Origin of the sequence: Roseicyclus salinarum, assembly GCF_029624655.1 — a bacterium.
Lineage (GTDB): Bacteria > Pseudomonadota > Alphaproteobacteria > Rhodobacterales > Rhodobacteraceae > Roseibacterium > Roseibacterium salinarum.
Genome location: NZ_JARRSA010000037.1, coordinates 21,260 through 34,599, shown reverse-complemented (window position 1 = coordinate 34,599; position 13,340 = coordinate 21,260). Strand labels below are relative to the sequence as shown.

General features: G+C 68.4%; 12 protein-coding genes and 1 pseudogene. 6 read left to right on the top strand and 7 right to left on the bottom strand.

Translation table 11 applies throughout. The annotated features are described in order from the left end of the window. The coding region (locus P6F26_RS17750) for a DNA translocase FtsK (RefSeq protein WP_278030044.1) at positions 1-2,184 on the top strand (2,184 nt) is incomplete at its 5' end. 86 nt (positions 2,185-2,270) lie between these two features. Continuing rightward, a complete protein-coding gene (locus P6F26_RS17745) occupies positions 2,271-2,867 on the top strand; it encodes a LolA family protein (protein WP_278030043.1) in 597 nt (198 codons plus the stop codon). 4 nt (positions 2,868-2,871) lie between these two features. On the opposite strand, the gene P6F26_RS17740 is transcribed toward P6F26_RS17745, so the two are convergent. Beyond that, complete coding sequence (locus P6F26_RS17740) at positions 2,872-3,456, bottom strand: transglycosylase SLT domain-containing protein (RefSeq protein ID WP_278030042.1); 585 nt, start codon at positions 3,454-3,456, stop codon at positions 2,872-2,874. 294 nt (positions 3,457-3,750) lie between these two features. Here P6F26_RS17740 and hspQ point away from each other — a divergent pair, with 294 nt between their 5' ends. After that, positions 3,751-4,077, top strand: coding sequence for a heat shock protein HspQ (gene hspQ, locus P6F26_RS17735; RefSeq protein ID WP_278030041.1), 327 nt, complete (start codon positions 3,751-3,753; stop codon positions 4,075-4,077). A gap of 21 nt (positions 4,078-4,098) precedes the next feature. On the opposite strand, the gene P6F26_RS17730 is transcribed toward hspQ, so the two are convergent. The 3 genes from P6F26_RS17730 to P6F26_RS17720 form a co-directional block, all read right to left on the bottom strand. After that, positions 4,099-5,676 carry a gamma-glutamyltransferase family protein gene (locus tag P6F26_RS17730; RefSeq protein WP_278030040.1) on the bottom strand — a complete coding sequence of 526 codons (1,578 nt, stop codon included), beginning with the start codon at positions 5,674-5,676 and terminating at the stop codon, positions 4,099-4,101. Positions 5,677-6,001: 325 nt separating this feature from the next. Then, a complete protein-coding gene (locus tag P6F26_RS17725) occupies positions 6,002-6,469 on the bottom strand; it encodes an ATP-binding protein (RefSeq protein WP_278030039.1) in 468 nt (155 codons plus the stop codon). A 6-nt stretch (positions 6,470-6,475) separates the two neighbouring features. Next, entirely contained in the window at positions 6,476-6,838 is a 363-nt protein-coding gene (locus tag P6F26_RS17720; protein ID WP_278030038.1) for an STAS domain-containing protein, read from the bottom strand. A 79-nt stretch (positions 6,839-6,917) separates the two neighbouring features. Here P6F26_RS17720 and P6F26_RS17715 point away from each other — a divergent pair, with 79 nt between their 5' ends. Both P6F26_RS17715 and P6F26_RS17710 read left to right on the top strand, forming a co-directional pair. After that, entirely contained in the window at positions 6,918-8,111 is a 1,194-nt protein-coding gene (locus P6F26_RS17715; protein WP_278030037.1) for an acetyl-CoA C-acyltransferase, read from the top strand. Between the two features lie 53 nt (positions 8,112-8,164). Next, the gene (locus P6F26_RS17710) at positions 8,165-8,644 is read left to right on the top strand and encodes a GAF domain-containing protein (protein WP_278030045.1); all 480 of its coding nucleotides are present in this window, start codon (positions 8,165-8,167) and stop codon (positions 8,642-8,644) included. Positions 8,645-8,745: 101 nt separating this feature from the next. Here the strand turns inward: P6F26_RS17710 and P6F26_RS17705 are convergent. From P6F26_RS17705 to ahcY, 3 genes and pseudogenes are all read right to left on the bottom strand, one after another. Beyond that, positions 8,746-9,624: pseudogene (locus tag P6F26_RS17705) on the bottom strand (ketopantoate reductase family protein); the annotation flags it as partial. Positions 9,625-9,762: 138 nt separating this feature from the next. Then, positions 9,763-10,746 carry a PRC-barrel domain-containing protein gene (locus tag P6F26_RS17700; protein ID WP_278030036.1) on the bottom strand — a complete coding sequence of 328 codons (984 nt, stop codon included), beginning with the start codon at positions 10,744-10,746 and terminating at the stop codon, positions 9,763-9,765. A gap of 362 nt (positions 10,747-11,108) precedes the next feature. Continuing rightward, positions 11,109-12,500 carry an adenosylhomocysteinase gene (gene ahcY, locus P6F26_RS17695; RefSeq protein ID WP_278030035.1) on the bottom strand — a complete coding sequence of 464 codons (1,392 nt, stop codon included), beginning with the start codon at positions 12,498-12,500 and terminating at the stop codon, positions 11,109-11,111. A 240-nt stretch (positions 12,501-12,740) separates the two neighbouring features. Between ahcY and P6F26_RS17690 the strand changes: the two genes are divergently transcribed. After that, positions 12,741-13,337 (top strand): HD family hydrolase, encoded by a 597-nt coding sequence (locus P6F26_RS17690; RefSeq protein WP_278030034.1) that lies wholly within the window; start codon positions 12,741-12,743, stop codon positions 13,335-13,337. Positions 13,338-13,340 lie beyond the last annotated feature (3 nt).

The following is a 13,340-nucleotide window of genomic DNA, read 5'->3' as shown; positions in this document are numbered from 1 at the left end:
GCCGCCGGTCCCGCGCCCGGTCGCGGCCCGGTCCTGTCGCGCGCCCCCCTTGCCGCGGATCACGGCGACGCCGACCTCGTGGAGGAGGACGACGAGGACCCCGCGCCGCGCGGCGCCGGCTTCTTCTCGCGGCTCGCCCTGCGGCGCGCGGCGCAGGCCGACGCCGAGCAGAGCCTTGCGCATATCGAGCCCGAACTGCCCGAGCGTGGCCGCCGCCACCTTGCCGACGAGATCGAGGCGCCCGATGACGCGCAGATCCGCGCCCGCATCACCGACGCGATCCGCAGCCGGGTTCGCCGGCCCAACCTCGTCACCGCGGCCGCGCAGCGCCGCCTGGGCGCGGGCCCGGCCGGCACGGCCGACGCGTTGCACCTGTCTCCCGCCCTTAGGGCCGAGCCGCCGCTGACCGCGCACGGCATGGCCGAGCGTCATCCGGCCGAGGACAACATCTTCGCCGACGAAGGCGTGAACGCCGCCGCGCCGGATTATGCGGCGGCGCGCCATGCGCCGTCCGAGCAGGCCCCCGACCGCGCCCCCGAACCGGCCCCCGTTCCGCGCGCCGAACTGCAGCGCCGCGTCGTCCAGCAGGCCGCGCGCAAGCCCGCGGCCCCCTCGCGGCGAGCCATGGCCGACGCCCAGCCGTCGCTGCCGCTGTCCGAGCCTGATCCCTACGAATTCCCGCCGCTCAACCTTCTGACCAGCCCGGACACGATCACGCGCCATCACCTCTCGAACGAGGCACTGGAGGAAAACGCGCGGATGCTGGAAAGCGTCCTCGACGATTACGGCGTGAAGGGCGAGATCGTCTCGGTCCGGCCCGGTCCCGTCGTCACGATGTACGAGCTGGAGCCCGCGCCGGGCCTCAAGGCGTCCCGCGTCATCGGTTTGGCCGACGACATCGCGCGGTCCATGTCTGCGCTGTCAGCCCGTGTCTCGACCGTTCCGGGACGCTCGGTCATTGGCATCGAACTGCCGAACCAGCACCGCGAGAAGGTCGTCCTGCGCGAGATCCTCGCGTCGCGCGAATTCGGCGACGGCACGCACCGGCTGCCGCTGGCGCTGGGCAAGGACATCGGCGGCGAGGCGATCGTCGCGAACCTCGCCAAGATGCCCCACCTTCTGATCGCGGGCACCACCGGCTCGGGCAAGTCGGTCGCGATCAACACCATGATCCTCAGCCTCCTCTACAAGCTGACGCCCGAGGATTGCCGGATGATCATGATCGACCCGAAGATGCTGGAACTCAGCGTCTACGACGGCATTCCGCATCTTCTGTCGCCGGTCGTCACCGACCCCAAGAAGGCCGTCGTGGCCCTGAAATGGGTCGTGGCCGAGATGGAGGAGCGCTATCGCAAGATGTCCAAGATGGGCGTGCGCAACATCGACGGCTACAACGGCCGCGTCGCCGAGGCGCTCAGGAAGGGCGAGATGTTCAGCCGGACCGTGCAGACGGGCTTCGACGACGACACCGGCGAACCCGTCTTCGAGACCGAGGAGTTCGCGCCCGAGAAGATGCCCTTCATCGTCGTCATCGTGGACGAGATGGCGGACCTGATGATGGTCGCGGGCAAGGAGATCGAGGCCTGCATCCAGCGCCTCGCGCAGATGGCGCGGGCAAGCGGGATTCACATCATCATGGCGACGCAGCGTCCCTCGGTCGATGTCATCACCGGCACGATCAAGGCGAACTTCCCCACGCGGATCTCCTTCCACGTCACCTCGAAGGTCGACAGCCGCACCATCCTGGGCGAGCAGGGCGCCGAGCAGCTTCTGGGCATGGGCGACATGCTGTACATGGCGGGCGGCGCCAAGATCACGCGCGTGCACGGGCCATTCGTGAGCGACGAGGAGGTCGAGGAGATCGTCAGCCACCTCAAGAGCTTCGGGCCGCCGGACTACGCGGCAAGCGTGCTCGACGGCCCCGACGAGGACAAGGAGGCCGACATCGACGCGGTGCTCGGCCTGAACGCCGGCGGCAACACGACGGGCGAGGATGCGCTCTACGATCAGGCCGTCGCGATCGTTGTCAAGGACCGCAAGTGTTCGACCTCCTACATCCAGCGCAAGCTCGGCATCGGCTACAACAAGGCCGCGCGCCTCGTCGAGCAGATGGAGGAACAGGGCCTCGTCAGCCAGGCGAACCACGTCGGAAAGCGCGAGATCCTGGTGCCCGAGCCCGAGTGAGCGGTTTCGTACCGAGGCGGGACACATTTTCGCGCGCGGGCGCCGGGGGCGTTTACGGCTTCCCGCGGGATGCCTAGATGTCAGGCATGAAACACCTGACCCTCGCCCTGGCCTGCGCCCTCGCCGCCCCGCTTCCGGCCCTCGCCGACGCCATCCCCCTGTCCGAGATATCGACCTATCTCGACGGCATCGGCGCGGCCGAAAGCACGTTCACCCAGATCAACGCCGACGGGACCGTGGCCACCGGGCGCTTCTACATCCAGCGTCCGGGCCGCGCGCGGTTCGAATACGACGCGGACGACCTTCTGGTCATGGCCGGCGGCGGTCAGCTTGCCATCTTCGACGGCCGCGGCAATTCCACGGCCGAGCAGTATCCGCTTCGCGAGACGCCGCTTTCGATCATCCTCGACGGGAACGTGAACCTCGGGTCCGAAGGCATGGTCGTCGGCCATGACTTCGACGGCACCGCGACGCGCGTGGTGGCGCGCGATCCCGATCGCCCCGAGATCGGCTCGCTCACCATGGTCTTCACCGACGATCCCGTGGAACTCCGCCAATGGATCGTCACCGACCAGACCGGCCAGGACACCACCGTCGTCCTTGGCGCGCTGGAGGAGGCCGACAGCCTCCCCCAACTCCTGTTCAGCATCCCGCAGGAGATCAATCGCCGCCGGGGCGAATGACGCCCTAGCGCCGTCCGCAGGTGATCAGCTGCAACTCGTAGGTCTGTGCGCGCGTCGCCACGTCGTCTGCCACGCGCAGAAGCCATGACTTCGCGTTGTAGCTGCCCCGCCGATAGCCTGCGTGGCCTTCGTGGTAGGCCAGATACTGGTTGCGCGCATCGGTCAGCGCGATGCCGTTCCGCTCGCGGCTGAGGGTCATGTACCAGCCCATGAAGTCCGCTGCGTCGGCGATGTCGGTGCGCCGCGCACGCCGGTTCCCGGTCTCGGCCTGGTATTCCTGCCAGGTCCCGTCCAGCGCCTGGCTGTAGCCGTAGGCGGAACTGGCGCGGCCCATCGGAATGATGCCGAGGGTGTAGCGGTGAGGCGGACGCGCGTTGCCGACGAAGCGGCTTTCCTGGTGGAAGGTCGCCATCTGGATCGCGACGGGGACGCCCCAGCGGCGTTCCGCGCGTTCCATGGCGCGGAAATACTGCGGGCGCTCGTCGGCCAGAAGGCACGCATTGTCGAGGTTTCGGGGCGCGCTGTAATTGCCGCCGCCGCACGCCGCGAGCACACCCGCGGCGATCACGAGGAGTATAATGGATTTCATCTTTTCGCTGCCTGCTCGATGGCCGTTTTCGACCGTTATTCCGGTGAGTATACGCCAGAATGGGCGCCGTGGGAACATCAGGCTGCCGCACCGCGCCGTCCGTGGCAGCCGCGCACGCGCATGTGAAGGCAACTTCTGTTGCATCCGGGCGTTTATCGGGCGATGGCCGGAACCGTTCCGGGGCGGCTGGCCACTGTCGGTCGGGCCTCCACAGTCTGTTTCCCGCGAATCGCAGACGGCGTCATGGACAAAACCCCGGGCAGACCGCACACTACCCGATGGGGGCTTGGAACCATGTTGAAGACACACGCCAAATACAATCTTGGCCAGGTGGTGCGCCACCGCAAACACCCCTTCAGGGGGGTCGTGTTCGATATCGACGCGGAGTTCGCCAATTCCGACGAGTGGTACGACGCCATCCCCGAAGAGGCGCGTCCGCGGAAGGGCCAGCCTTTCTACCACCTCCTCGCCGAGAACGATCACACCTACTACGTCGCCTACGTCTCCGAGCAGAACCTCGTCCCCGACGAGACCGGAGAGCCCGTGGAGCACCCCGATCTCGGCGATCTGTTCGGCGAGTTCGACAACGGCGTCTATCGCCTCGAATACCAGCTCAACTGAGCCGATCCCCCGGCCGCGCGCTCAGTAGCCGAGCGCGCACCCGTCCTTGCGGGGATCCGATCCTCCCTCCAGCACGCCGTCCGGCCGGATGCGGATGGCCTGCGCGCCCCCGATCGGCGTCTCGGGCGTCACGAGCGAATGGCCCTTGGCCGACAGCGCCGCGCGCACGTCCTCGCCATAGCCGCGCTCGATCTTCAGGACGCCGTCCTCCGCGAAGCAGCGCGGCGCGTCGATGGCCGCCTGCGGGCCAAGCCCGAAGTCCACGACGTTGGTGACGAAACGCGCGTGGCCCGCCGCCTGATAGGGGCCGCCCATCACGCCGAAGGGCATCACGCTGCCATCCGCCTCGAGCAGCATCGCCGGGATGATCGTGTGCATCGGCCGCTTGCCCGGCCCCGCCTCGTTCGGATGCCCTTGGGTCAGGTTGAAGCCCGCGCCGCGGTTGTGGAACAGGATGCCGAAACGGTCCGACGCGAGGCCCGAGCCGAACGAGTCGAAAATCGAATAGATGAGCGACACGGCCATCCGGTCGCGGTCCACGACGGTGATGTAGATCGTCTCGCGGTGCACCGACTCGCTCAGCGCGGCGGCATCCGCCATCGCCCGGTCGCGGTCGATCCTTGCTGCGAGGGCGCGCGCGGTCTCCTGCGACAGAAGGTGGTCGAGTCGCGTCATGTGGTCGGGATCGGCGAGGAACCGGTTGCGCGCGTCGTAACCGAGCTTCACCGCCTCGCTTTCGAGGTGCGCGCGTTCCGCGCCCCACGGATCGAGGCCCGCGATGCCGAATTCGGAAAGCGTGTTGAGGATCAGCATGGCGGCCGCGCCCTGCCCGTTCGGTGGCAGTTCCAGAAGCTCGGCGCCGTTGTAATTCGACCGCAGCGGCGTGACGTAGTCGGACGAGGTCGCGGCGAAATCCTCGAGCGTGTGGGTGCCGCCCATCGCCCGCAGGCTGTTCACCATGTCCTCGGCGACCTCGCCCTCGTAGAACCCCTCGCGCCCGTGGGCCGCGATCCGGCGAAGCACCTCCGCCTGCATCGGAAGGGCGAAACGGCTTGCGACGGGGAGGGCCTGCCCCCCGGCAAGGTAGAAGTCCTGCGCACGGCCGGTCAGGTTGCCCTTCGCCTCGGCCCAGTCCATTGCCACGCGCGGCGCCACCGGAATGCCGGCCTCGGCGTAGCGGATCGCGGGCTCAAGCACCCGGTCGAGGGGCAGGGCCCCGTGATCGGCGTGCAGGCGGCAGAAACCGTCGACGGCGCCCGGCACCGTCACGGCCTGCACATGCTGCCGCGGCATCGTGGTCAGGCCCATTCCGCGCAGCGCGTCCGCCGACAGGCCCGCAGGGGCACGACCCGAGGCGTTAAGTCCCTTCACTTCGTCCGACCCCGGCATCTTGACGATCGCGAACATGTCGCCGCCAAGACCGGTCATCTGCGGCTCGCAGAAGCCCAGCAGAATGGCCGCCCCGATGGCCGCGTCCACCGCGTTGCCGCCCGATTGCAGGAGTGCGATCGCCGTCTGCGCGGCCAGGGGGTGCGACGTGGCGCACATGCCATTGTCGGAGTAGACAGCCGAACGTCCCGGCTTGTGAAAATCGCGCATCGCATTCCCTTCCGCTGCGTCCCAGGTGCGCAACCTACGGAACTGCGCGGCGACGGCAAGAGCCCTTGAATGGCTTGACTGTGAAGGGAACGAGGGCTTGCGCAAAGACCTCGACGCCGCGCACTGGGTGGGGGCTTGATACACGCGACGCCGAGGGAAGCCTCTGCAGCTACACGGCGACTGTCGCAGGGATTCGCGGCGCGGATTGGAGCGGATTATGGCTTTTCCTTGGCGGAACGGCTGGTTTCTATGGAGCGCCGTCGCCCGCTTCAGGCTGTGCGACGTCTCTCGCCAGGGTCGGTCCATGCGTGGACGGCGCCGCTTCTCATGTCCTGCCGCTCACGCAGAAGCAAAGCCTGTTTCGGCCGCCCTCGCTTGCGTAACTGAGGTCGCGGGTCAGCCGTCGGACGATCGCCCAGCCAAAACCGCCCTCCGGCCAGCTTTCGGGCGTGGCGGGGTTGGCCGGCGGCATCCGCTCGCCCGGCAGCGCGCCGTCCGGCAATGGCAGGCCGAGGTCCTCGACGACGCAGTGCACCGCCCCCTCGCACACCCGGAGATCGAGGCGGACAGGCTGACCGCCGCGCCCGGCATAGGCGTGTTCCTCGATGTTGTTGAGGACCTCCGCAAGCACGATCGCCGCATCCTCGACAAGGGCTTGCGCGATGCCCTCCCGCCGGAGATGCAGGCACACGGCCCTGAGCGCGTCCCCGACCGCGCCGCCACCCGTGACGAGGCGCATCCCGTCGCCGTCGTCGCCGAAAGGGTCGGTGTCGCGTCTCGGCCGCCCGGGCATCGGGGATCAGACCGCTTCCGCGCTGCCTTGCCCAGGCGGGCAGGACGCGGCATCCGGGTAGATCGGGAAGATGCGATCCATGTGGGTGAGCCGCATCACCTTCTCCACCGCCGGCCGCAGCGCCGCCAGCGCGAGCGTCCGGTCGTCGCCCAGCATCTTGCGCGCGGCCACCACCGCGCCAAGTCCACTCGAGTCGAGGAACTCCACCTCCTCGAGGTCGAGAAGCACGACGCCGGCATCCGCCCCCTCGCCGGTGATTGCCGCAGCGCTGAACTGATCCTTGAACGGGATCGCGACGGCGGCATCCAGCCGCGTCGCATGGACCCGCACGACGCCGATGCCGTTCCCAGGCCGATATGACAAGTTCACGTCTGCACCTCCGCGCTCCGGTCTGGTATGAGGCTAGGCGGGAAATCTTTCCAAATGGTGGACGAAGCGGAGGCAAGCCATGGAAGACGTCGTGATCGCCGGAGCGGCCCGGACCCCGATGGGTGGTTTCCAGGGCGAGTTGTCGCCTCTGAACGCCGCCGAGCTTGGCGGCGCCGCCATCGCGGCGGCGCTTTCGGGCGCGGGCGCCGCGCCGGATCTGGTCGACGAGGTGCTGATGGGCTGCGTCCTGCCCGCGGGCCAGGGCCAGGCGCCCGCGCGCCAGGCCGGCTTCCTCGCCGGGCTCGGCGAGGACGTGCCCGCGACCACGCTGAACAAGATGTGCGGCTCGGGCATGAAGGCCGCCATGGTCGCCTGGGACAGGCTCGCCCTGGGGCACGCCGAGATGATCGTCGCGGGCGGCATGGAGAGCATGACGAACGCCCCCTACCTGCTTCCCGCGATGCGAGGCGGCGCCCGGATCGGCCACCAGGCGGCCTGTGACCACATGTTCCTCGACGGGCTTGAGGACGCCTATGCGCGCGACGACAGTGGCGGGCGCCGCCTGATGGGCAGCTTCGCCGAGGACTGCGCCGAAGCCTTCCAGTTCACCCGCGAGGCTCAGGACGACTACGCGCTTGGCTCGCTTTCGAGCGCGCTCGCCGCCATCGAAAGCGGCGCGTTCGCCGCCGAGGTGGCGCCTGTCACCGTCAAGGGCCGCAAGGGCGAGATCCGCATCGACAGGGACGAACAACCCGGCAAGGCCCGCCCCGAGAAGATCCCCCATCTCAGGCCGGCCTTCCGAGAGGGAGGCACCGTCACCGCGGCGAATTCCTCCTCCATCTCCGATGGCGCCGCGGCGCTCGTTCTCGCCCGTGCGGACGCAGCCGCCGCCAGGGGGCTCGCGCCGCGCGCCCGGATCCTCGGCCACGCCTCCCACGCTCAGGCGCCCGCGCAATTCCCGACCGCGCCCGTGCCGGCCGCCCGCAAGCTCCTTGAACGGATCGGCTGGTCGGTGGACGACGTCGACCTGTGGGAGGTGAACGAGGCCTTCGCGGTGGTTCCGATGGCCTTCATGCGCGAGTTCGGCGTCCCGCGCGACAGGATGAACGTGAACGGTGGCGCCTGCGCGCTCGGCCATCCGATCGGCGCCTCCGGCGCGCGGATCATGGTGACGCTTCTCCACGCGCTCGAGGCGCGCGGCCTGAAGCGCGGCGTCGCGGCCATCTGCATCGGCGGCGGCGAAGGCACCGCCATCGCGATCGAGCGCGTCTGACCCCTTCATCTTTCTCCAAATACGCATATTCACGCATGAGGACGGCGACCCGGATGACGGCAGACTACACCCGACTGAGCAGCACGATCGCCGCCCTGACCGAGGGCGAGACGGACACCGTCGCGCTGATGGCGACGCTCGCCTGCGAGATCCATCATGCCGACGACCGTTTCGACTGGACAGGCTTCTACCGCGTGACCAGCCCCGGGCTCATGAAGATCGGCCCATATCAGGGCGGTCACGGCTGCCTCGTGATCCCCTTCGACCGCGGCGTCTGCGGGGCCGCCGCGCGCACGGGCAGGACGCAACTCGTCCCGGATGTCGAGGCGTTCCCCGGCCACATCGCCTGTTCGTCCTCCACCCGCTCGGAACTCGTGATCCCCGTGAAGGATGCCGGCGGCGCCGTGATCGGCGTCCTCGACATCGACAGCGACCGTCGCGATGCCTTCACCGAAACCGACGCGGCCGAGCTGGAGGCGATCCTGCGGGCGACCTTCGCCCGCGCGGATGCCGGCCACGCCGTCCCCGTCTGAGGGCGCGCGTCAGGGCAGGGCCGAGGCCGCCACTGCGGCCTCGAGGTCCGGCGCCGTGTAGCTGCCGACGGGCAGTCCCTCGCGCCGATCCGCGCCAGCGCCGCGTTGATTGGCGTCGCCACGTCATGAAGCCGCCCCAGAAGTACGATCTCGCCGTTCAGGTAGTCCGTCTCGACCCGCGCGGCGCCGCGCAGCAGGCTCTGGTTCGTCGATCCGCCCCGCCGCCTGACGCCAGGCAGACCGTCTACCGGTCGGATCAGCGCATCGCGGCGCGGGTCGGATGCGCCGACGTCCTCCCACGCGATCCCGGCGGCCGCGTAGACCGCCAGCGCCTCGGCCCGCACCGCCTGCCCCAGAGCGCCCGGTTCCGCGGCCTCGCCGAGTGCGGCCCTCAGCACGTTGTTGAGGTTCAGGAGAAGCTTTCCGTGCTTGCTCGCCATCACGTCGTCGCGTGGAAAGCAGGCGATGTCCGCCGCCTCTAGCCTCTCGCGCATCGCCTCGTCCGCGGCGTCGGTGCCGCGCGGATAGCGCCCGATGTCGAAGATCCCGTGTTTCGGTTCGGTGAAGACCGCCACTTCGCCCGGCTCGAGGTAGAGCGCCGGCATCATCACCGTCACACCGTGCACGTTCGGAAAGAATCGCAATGCCATGCGCTCGTTCTCGACGCCGTTCTGCGCGCAGAAGACGGGCTGCCGGGACAAGCCCGCATCGCGGAGCGCCTCGAGCGCCGCGGCCGTGTCCTGCCCCTTCATGCACAGGATCACCGCGTCGTCGGGGCGCCACGCAATCTCGCGCGGATGGGCCACGACCGGCACGGGCAAGGTCTCGTCAAGCCCCGGCGCCCGAAGCCTGAGGCCCCGTTCGCGGACGGCGTCGAGCATCCCGCCGCGGGCGATGCTCACGACCTCCGAGCCGCTTCGGAACAGGGCGGCGGCGACGACGCCCCCGACCGCACCCATGCCATGAACGATGATCCGCATTGCCCGCGCCTTCCGCATTGTCCGTGTCGCGGACAGCTAAGCGCGGCCAGGTCCAAAGCGCCAGAGGGAGTCCTTCGCAAGGGTCCGCCCCGGACGCATTGCGCGCCGGGGCGGACCCGTGATGCCCGAACTCCGGGATCAGGCGCCGATCATGTGATCGTCCGGCAGCCCCTGAAGGTCGCTCTCGTCGACCTCCTGCATGGCTTCCAGATCCGCTTCGGTGCGGCTCTGGACGACCAGCCCGTCGCCGGTCTCGTTCATCGAGAAGTCGCTCAGCGGAAGCGCCACGGTGTGCTCCCCGAGCCCCAGGAAGCCGCCGATCCCGATGACGGCCATGTAGCCCTCGGAGCCCTGGTAGATGTAGTCGATCTCGCCCACGTCGCTTCCGTCGGCGGCCACGACGTTCATGCCAAGGATCTCGCCCACGGTCATTCCGGCGAACTGTGCGTTGGCGCCCTGCTGGCCTGTCATCGTCGTCTCGCCCTCGGCCATCTGGCCTCCGGTCTCGTCGCCGGGCATCGAGGTCTCGCCCTCGGCCATCTGGCCTTCGGTCTCGTCGCCGGTCATCGAGGTCTCGCCCTCGGCCATCTGGCCTCCGGTCTCGTCGCCGGTCATCGTGACCTCGCCCTCGGCGATCTGGCCTTCGGTCTCGTCGCCGGTCACCGTGGTCTCGCCCTCGGCCATCTGGTCCGTGCCGCCGTTCCCGGACGGGCCGGTCCGCATGGCGTCCGCCATCATCGTGTCTTCGCCCAGTTCCATCTCGCCGGCGGGCTCATGGGCCGCCATCTGCTGAAGCTCGTCCATGCTGCGGTCGACTGTCAGGCTCTCGCCGTCCTCGGACATGCTGAAGGCGTCGAGCGGAAGCGCGACGGTCCTGTCCTGCAGGCGCACGAGGACCTGCGTGCCGTCCTGTCCCTCGATCACGGCGTCGACCTCGCCGATATCCGAGCCGTCGGGACCGACGACCGCGAGATCGAGAAACTCGCCCACGGAATAGGATCCGATCTGAGACTGCGCGGCCCCTTGTGCATCTGCCTGCGGTGCGTCGCTTTCCTGCGCGCCGGCCGGAATGGCGAGAACGGCCGCGAGGGCCGTCGTGAGCATCAAGTTCTTCGGTTTCATTTCTGTGCCTTTCCTGTGCTTGCTGTTCGGATGGCGGCCCGTCCGGGAGCCGTCCGGCGCCCCGACGCCGCCACGAAGGGCGTGATCGTCGACGGATCCCCCGGCGTCGTGCCGCGGTTTCCGCCACCAACAGCGGGCCGTGTTTCCAGCCCGCCGGACAAGAACGCCGCCCAACGCCGATGCGTTCCCGCGGATCTCGGAAAAGGTGTTGCAATACAGGTGGTTGAGGCGGAGCGTCGTCGGAACAACGCCTATGGTGCGGTGGGGGTTCCCGCCGATCGGAAGCGGCCGTGCACAAAAAGAAACCGCCGCGACAGGCGCGGCGGTTTCCCGAGGTCGCGGGCGTCCCGAAGGACCCGGTCTCAGTAGCGGTAGTGTTCCGGCTTGAACGGTCCGTCCGCCGGCACGCCGATATAGTCGGCCTGCTCCTTCGAGAGTTCCGTCAGCTTCACCCCGATCTTTGCGAGGTGCAGCTTCGCGACCTTCTCGTCCAGCTTCTTTGGCAGGACATAGACCTTGTTCTCGTAGTCCTCGCCCCTGGTCCACAGCTCGATCTGCGCGAGGACCTGGTTGGTGAAGGAGGCCGACATCACGAACGAGGGATGGCCGGTGGCGTTTCCGAGGTTCAGCAGGCGCCCCTCGGACAGCAGGATGATGCGGCTGCCCGAAGGCATTTCGATCATGTCCACCTGGTCCTTGATGTTGGTCCACTTGTGGTTCTTCAGCGCGGCGACCTGGATCTCGTTGTCGAAATGGCCGATGTTGCCGACGATCGCCATGTCCTTCATCTCGCGCATGTGCTCGATGCGGATGACGTCCTTGTTGCCGGTCGTGGTGATGAAGATGTCGGCCGATGACACGACATCCTCAAGAAGGACCACCTCGAAGCCGTCCATCGCCGCCTGCAGCGCGCAGATCGGGTCCGCCTCGGTCACCTTCACGCGCGCGCCCGCGCCCCGCAGGCTTGCGGCGGACCCCTTGCCGACGTCGCCGTAGCCGCAGACCACCGCGACCTTGCCGGCCATCATGGTGTCGGTCGCGCGGCGGATGCCGTCCACGAGGGACTCCTTGCAGCCGTACTTGTTGTCGAACTTCGATTTCGTGACGCTGTCGTTCACATTGATCGCGGGGAAGGGCAGGTGCCCCTTCTCCATCATCTGGTAGAGGCGATGGACGCCCGTGGTCGTCTCCTCGGTCACGCCCTTGATCATGTGGCGTTGACGCGCGAACCAGCCAGGCGACGCTGCGATGCGCTTGCGGATCTGGTCGAACAGCGCGACTTCCTCGTCGGATGTCGGCACGGCGATCAAGTCGTCCTCGCCCTCTTCGACGCGCGCGCCGAGCAGGATGTAGAGCGTCGCGTCCCCGCCGTCGTCGAGGATCATGTTGCAGCCGCCTTCCTCGAAGTGGAAGATCCGGTCGCAGTAATCCCAGTATTCCTCCAGAGTCTCGCCCTTCTTGGCGAAGACGGGGATGCCCTTGGCCGCGATCGCCGCCGCCGCGTGGTCCTGTGTCGAGAAGATGTTGCACGACGCCCAGCGGACGTCAGCGCCCAACTCGGCCAGCGTCTCGATCAGGACGGCGGTCTGGATCGTCATGTGGAGCGAGCCCGCCACCCGCGCGCCCTTCAACGGCTTCGCCGCGCCGTATTCCTCGCGCAGCGCCATCAGCCCCGGCATCTCCGTTTCGGCGATGTCCAGTTCCTTGCGCCCGTATTCGGCAAGCGAGATGTCTTTTACGATGTAATCGGTCACGGCGTGATCCCCGGATGTTTGTCCTGATGCTGCGCTGCAGATAGCACCGGGTGGTCACGGCGGCAATTCCTTGCCCGGTTGGCCGCCGGCGCAAGGCCGCCAACGGCCCGCAGAGGGCCGTGCCACGATGCGGCGGACGCCGATCTTCATCCTTGCCTGAAAACTCCGGGGGTTTGGGGGCTGGCCCCCGATCCGCCGGATGCTACAAGCACCGGCGGTGCAATCCCGAGGGAGCCGGCCATGCCCAAATCCCCACCGCGCGCCTGGCAGCGGATGCTGTCGGGCCGCCGTCTCGACCTTCTCGATCCGACGCCCGTCGACATCGAGATCGAGGACATAGCCCACGGCCTCGCCTTCGTGGCGCGCTGGAACGGGCAGACGCGTGGCGACTATGCCTATTCGGTGGCCGAGCACTCGCTCCTTGTCGAGGAAATTCATGGCAGGTCGCATCCGCCGCCCCCGGTCCGGTGGCGGCTTGCGGCCCTTCTGCACGATGCGCCCGAATACGTGATCGGCGACATGATCTCGCCGGTGAAGGCCGCTGTGGGCCCCGGTTACGGCGATCTCGACGACCGCCTGTCGGCGGCGATCCACCTCCGCTTCGGCCTGCCGGCGGTTCTGCCCAAACAGGTCAAGCAGGCGATCAAGCGCGCCGACCGCATCTCGGCATGGCTCGAGGCGGTTCAACTCGCGGGGTTCTCCGAGGTCGAAGCGGATCGTTTCTTCGGCAGGCCGGACGCGGCGTTGATCGAGGGTCTCACGCTGCGCCTTCGCCCGCCGGCCGAGGTGCGGGCGGAATTCAAGGCGCGCCACGCGGCGCTGATGGCCGCGATCTGAGGC

Bases quoted from the DNA above. Each gene is read 5' to 3' on its own strand.
- P6F26_RS17745 (WP_278030043.1), top strand. From the start codon at position 2,271: ATGAAACACCTGACCCTCGCCCTGGCCTGCGCCCTCGCCGCCCCGCTT.
- P6F26_RS17740 (WP_278030042.1), bottom strand. From the start codon at position 3,456: ATGAAATCCATTATACTCCTCGTGATCGCCGCGGGTGTGCTCGCGGCG.
- hspQ (WP_278030041.1), top strand. From the start codon at position 3,751: ATGTTGAAGACACACGCCAAATACAATCTTGGCCAGGTGGTGCGCCAC.
- P6F26_RS17730 (WP_278030040.1), bottom strand. From the start codon at position 5,676: ATGCGCGATTTTCACAAGCCGGGACGTTCGGCTGTCTACTCCGACAAT.
- P6F26_RS17725 (WP_278030039.1), bottom strand. From the start codon at position 6,469: ATGCCCGGGCGGCCGAGACGCGACACCGACCCTTTCGGCGACGACGGC.
- P6F26_RS17715 (WP_278030037.1), top strand. From the start codon at position 6,918: ATGGAAGACGTCGTGATCGCCGGAGCGGCCCGGACCCCGATGGGTGGT.
- P6F26_RS17710 (WP_278030045.1), top strand. From the start codon at position 8,165: ATGACGGCAGACTACACCCGACTGAGCAGCACGATCGCCGCCCTGACC.
- P6F26_RS17700 (WP_278030036.1), bottom strand. From the start codon at position 10,746: ATGAAACCGAAGAACTTGATGCTCACGACGGCCCTCGCGGCCGTTCTC.
- P6F26_RS17690 (WP_278030034.1), top strand. From the start codon at position 12,741: ATGCCCAAATCCCCACCGCGCGCCTGGCAGCGGATGCTGTCGGGCCGC.